Origin of the sequence: Streptomyces sp. TRM68367, from assembly GCF_014495685.1 — a bacterium.
Lineage (GTDB): Bacteria > Actinomycetota > Actinomycetes > Streptomycetales > Streptomycetaceae > Streptomyces.
Genome location: NZ_JACTVI010000204.1, coordinates 1 through 4,801, shown reverse-complemented (window position 1 = coordinate 4,801; position 4,801 = coordinate 1). Strand labels below are relative to the sequence as shown.

The following is a 4,801-nucleotide window of genomic DNA, read 5'->3' as shown; positions in this document are numbered from 1 at the left end:
CCTGCCCAAAATCAAGGCCCGCCTCGAATCCAGCCAACCCGAAGAACACCCCACCGCCCGCCGCAACCACCCCAGCACCCCCTGGCACCAAGCCACCGACGCCCTCGACACCGACCTCGCCGACGACACCCACGCCCAAGCCCACATCACCGCCCTCGGCGAACTACTCGAAGCCACCACCCAGAAGGCACCCGCCAACCTGCGCGCCGAACTCCAGGCCGCCTCCAAGGCATTCGCCCGAGCCCAACGCTCCCAGATCCGGGCGGAAGACCGAGCCGCCCACGCCCTGCGCAGCGCGGCACGCGACATCGTCCACACCGCCACCGGCCCCGACGGCAGCGCCCTGGCAGCCCTGGTCGCAGCCCTCGTCTGGGCCACCATCGTCGCCGGACGCTGGCACGAAGCGAAGAACCACGCCCACCAGGCCGACGCCGCCCGCCAAGCCGTCCAGCACCTCCAGACAGCCGCCGACCACGCCCTCGCCCCGACGCTCGCCGAACTCACAGCCCGGCCACCCAGGGATCAAGCCCGCCGCGTTCTCGCCAGCGACGTACGAGCAGCCGTCCCCGACCACGCCGATCGCATCCTCGCCGACCCGGCCTGGCCCGCGCTCGCCACCGTCCTCGCCGACGCCGAAGCCCGCGGCCACAAACCCCACCAACTCCTCAAGGAAGCCGCCGCCCAGCGCGAGCTGACCACCGCCCGCCAACCCGCCCGCGTCCTCATCACCCGCATCCAGCACACCGGCCGCAACCCAGCACCCCACCGCCGCGCCGAAGCTGCCCGCCTGCAGTCGACCATGGCAGGCTCGATCCCCACTCAGCAGACCGGAAACAGTCCGCTCTCCTCGGTGGCTCCATCGCCTACCAAACAGCAGCACCGACAGCGCCGATAGACACCGTCAGAACCGCAGGGGTTGCGTTCCTCCGGGATCGGAGGAACGCACGACGCTTTCCCGGATCACGCTATCGCTAGCGCGCAGAGCCGCCGTCAGTTCTCCTCGCAGCTCGTCCGGGAGGATCCCAGCACCGAGGGCGCAGGCGCGCACCAGCGCGCGACAGTCCTGCACTTGCCGGTCCGTGGCGATCTCGGTGAACAGAGGATGAGCCAAGTTCTCGCGGGCCGCGTAGCCGTCTTCGGCGTCCGTCGTCCTGCGGTGGAGGTCCTTGACAATGCGGTGCGCGGTGAGCGCCCCGGCGGAGCCGATCGCGTCGAGGACGGTAAGTCCGAGCCGGGTGTCGAAGACGGTCATCCCAGGTTCGGTCTTCCTTCCGAGGTAGGCCGTCACCAGGTCCGCCATGTGGCCGTCGATCGGCTGCCCGGCGTCGCGGCGGCATAGAACGGTCAGGCATGCCGTGACGGCTTGCTCCCACGGATCGCCGGGCATCGTGTCGGCAAGGAGGACAGCTGCCCACGCCGTGTCACCCGCAGCGAGGGCGGCGAGCACGGCGACCTGTCGACCGTCGAGCATCCGCTTTCCGATGCCATGGTGGACTTCGATGTGCGCCAGCGCCTCGGCCCATCGCCCCTCGGTGGTGAGGGTGCGCGTGCCGTCTGCGAGGAGGACGCGCCACAGCCATGCGCGAACCTCCTGGCGGTCTTCACCGGTCGCAGTGAGGTCCGCAGGTACGTTGACGCCTTCGAACCGGGCGGCTGTGCCCGCCTCGACGGCCTTGTACAGGTTGAGGAGTCGCTGACGGCCCTCATCGGCGTGGCCAGCGCGGATCTGGAGGCGAGCGAGATTGACGACCGGTTCCAGTCCTCGGATCGCGCTCATGCCGGGGAGGGGGCAGGCGTGGAGGTAGGCGGCGGCGTGCTGGTGGCACATCTCGCGGGCGAGGTCGGGGAGGTCGAGGTCGGAGGCGATGAGCGCGGCCTGGTTGTAGACGGCCGATGCGAGCCCCTGGTCGGTCTCTTCCACCGCAGTGTCGGCCAGATCGACGAGTGCCCTTACGCGTGCAGGCAGGGGCAGGCAGGCGGGACGGAATCGGGCGACGAGTGGGAAGCGCTGGGCTATGCGGCCGTGCGGGTCCATGGATCCCCCGGGGTCGAGAGTGAGGACTGCTGAAGCGACGGTGCCCGCCAGCCGTGTGCCGACGGGCGCCGTCCGCTACGCGTGGGGCGTCATCGCCAGTCGACGACGATGCGGTTCAGCGGCGTGTCGAGGGCGAAGAGACCCGGGCGCCGCTCGATCTGGGGGGCGTCGAGGGGCTGGATCTCGAACGTGGCCTCACGGCCTCGGTACTCCCTGTCCCAGGTACGGATGGTGTCGGCGACCTTCGCGGCCAGCTCGTCGCTGCCGGGGCCGTGGCCGATGACGCCGAACTCCCAGAGCTTGCCACTCTCGGGAGTCTTCTTCTTCGACAGGCGCCGGGCGAGGTATGTGACGGCACCCTTGTCGACGACTGCGGTCGACGAGGGGTAAGGGTCCTCACTGAGCAGAGTGCCCTTGGCGCTCTGGGGGAACAGCATCCGGATCAGACCGGAGGACAGGGAGCAGGTGACGAACAGTTCCATCCACTCCGGCGACTCCATGGCGCGGACCGTCATGCCGGTCCACTCCTCGGTGCGCGGCTGGTCAAGTACGCCCGCGAGGGCGTCGGCGTCGATGTTGAGCCCGGCGGGGGCCTGGAGTCGTACGGCGCCGTCCGTACTGAGAGGGATCACTCGGCGGTCGTCGTCAGCGATGCCCCGCCGAAGCGGCATGAAGGTGTTCATCTCGCTGCCGAGGGACACCCACCGGCCGTCGCGCTGCTCGTAGGCGATGGAGCGGGAGACGGTGCCCTTGAGGCGCTGGGGGACGAGGAGCCGGCCGCCGGGCGCGAGCTGCTGCAGCCAGGCGTGCGGTACGCCGTGCGCGCCGACGGTGGCGATGATCCGGTCGTACGGCGCTCCTTCGGCGTAGCCGAGGGCCCCGTCGCGGGTCACGGCCTCGACGTTGGTGATTCCGGCGGCGGCGAGGTGCGTGCGGGCACCCTCCACGAGGTCGTCGTCGACGTCGAGGGTGGTCACGTGTCCGTTCTCGCCGACCAGGTGGGCGAGCAGACCGGCGTTGTAGCCGGTGCCGGCACCGAGTTCGAGGATGCGCTCGCCGGGCTGGGCGTCGAGCTGGTCCAACATGAGGGCGACGACGCCCGGTTGGGAGGCGCAGGAGATGGACGTACCGTCGGTGTCGTACTTGATGTGCACCGGTGCGTTGGCGTAGGCGTCTTCGAGCGACTCCTCGGGCACGAACACGTGGCGGGGCACGGTCCGCAACGCGGTCTCGACGGCGGGCGTGCGGGCGTGTCCGTCCGCACGGAGCTGGTCGACAAGGACGTTGCGGAGGCGCTCGGCGTCCGCCGTGGGGGTGGTGATCGTGTCGGTGTTCACCGCGCTGACGCTATCGATGTCGGCGGTTGCCTCGGTGGGCGACTCGGTGTGGTCACTCGTTCCCATGACTACCTCTCGTGCGATGTGGGACAGGGCGCTCTGGTCGTCCCGGAGGAGACCGGCGCGGTTGGCGTGGAAGATCACGTGATGGGCAATGACGGCTCGCAGGCCACGAGTGAGGGCGCCGCGGCCTGCGAGTTCGGCGAGCGTGGCTCCGGCCCGTTCGAAGGCAGTCACCCATTCCGCGTGCGCGTGGAGTGGGCCACCCGGGTGGCAGAGGCTGTGGGCGTCGGCGATCATGAGCTTCTGCATGGCCGACGACAGTTCGGTAGCTCGTTCGGGTGGTGGATTGGTGGCCGGTCGAAGGGCCACGGCCTTCGCCCATACGTCGCCCTGTTCGAACCAGTCAAGTCCAGCACCGCGCATCATGACGCTCGCCAGCAAGACGGTGGTCTCCCGGCGTCCCAAGTGCATCGGGCTCGGCTGGTAGGTGAGCAGGTGGAGGGAGTCGCTGTGGAACAGTTCGTGGGCGGCGTCCATGGCCTCCGGGCCGCCGAACGTGTCGGTCTCGGGCTCGTAGATGCCGGGCAGGCACGACATGGCCACGCCGTCGCCGATGAGATCGCTCAGGAGCGACTCGATGGCTGGTGAGGGCTTGTCGGCGAGGTAACGCAGCGGCCAGGGCTGCTTGTTCATGAACCACCAGCCGCTGAGCTGCCCGTCGGCCTCGGCCTCGATCAGGGCGGGGCCGAGGCGTTCGGCGATGGTGCGCCGGGCGCTCTCGCGGTCTAAGAAGGTGATGTTGTGCTGCTGCCAGCGGTCGGGAGGCATAGAGGTCCTTCGGTCGGTGGATCAAGCGATGAGGAGGCATGCATCCCAGGCGGACCGGGGTGGTGCCGCGGTGCCGGGAGAGAGGAGGGCCAGGGCTATGCCGGCGACGCCGTCGAGTAGGCCGGGGCCGCCCTTCTCGTCCTGAATGAGCGCCGTGGCCATGAGTTCGGGGTCGGTTCCTGGTGGGATGACCGCAGCCAGAAGGGCCGGGATAGCGGCGGGGAGTTGGCCCGCGGTCGAGGGGTGGGCGTCGTCGGCTGTACGCGTGACAGCGTGGGCGAGGCCGGCGAAGCCGTGGCAGAGGCCGTTGTCCGTCGTGGCCTTCAGCTGCTCGGGATCGGTGAGGGCTGCCACGAGCGCGTTCTCCGCGTCGATCTGGCGGCTGGTATCGCCGAGGGCGAGCGCGGCAAGTTGCTGGGCGCGGGCGAGGCCGGCGGTGCCGTAGCACCAGGAGGGCCGCCTGGGTGCTGACGAGCCGAGACGCCCCCTGCGCAGCTCGCCCTGAGTGACCCAGTGAGGAAGTTCCATCGTGATTCGTGCAGGTCAACGGTCCTGGTGTGACGAGTGGTTGGGGTGCTCGCGCAGCTCATCACGGTGA

General features: G+C 69.8%; 2 protein-coding genes and 2 pseudogenes. 1 reads left to right on the top strand and 3 read right to left on the bottom strand.

The genetic code is table 11. From position 1 onward, the window contains the following. A pseudogene (locus H8R17_RS44445) lies at nt 1–895 on the top strand (mobilization protein); the annotation flags it as partial. A gap of 6 nt (nt 896–901) precedes the next feature. Here the strand turns inward: H8R17_RS44445 and H8R17_RS44440 are convergent. The 3 genes and pseudogenes from H8R17_RS44440 to H8R17_RS44430 form a co-directional block, all read right to left on the bottom strand. Beyond that, the gene (locus H8R17_RS44440; RefSeq protein ID WP_187828842.1) at nt 902–2,035 is read right to left on the bottom strand and encodes a hypothetical protein; all 1,134 of its coding nucleotides are present in this window, start codon (nt 2,033–2,035) and stop codon (nt 902–904) included. Nucleotides 2,036–2,124: 89 nt separating this feature from the next. Then, the gene (fxlM, locus tag H8R17_RS44435) at nt 2,125–4,203 is read right to left on the bottom strand and encodes a methyltransferase, FxLD system (protein WP_187828841.1); all 2,079 of its coding nucleotides are present in this window, start codon (nt 4,201–4,203) and stop codon (nt 2,125–2,127) included. Between the two features lie 21 nt (nt 4,204–4,224). Further along, nucleotides 4,225–4,722 (bottom strand): annotated as a pseudogene (locus H8R17_RS44430) (lanthionine synthetase LanC family protein); the annotation flags it as partial. Nucleotides 4,723–4,801: the final 79 nt, after the last annotated feature.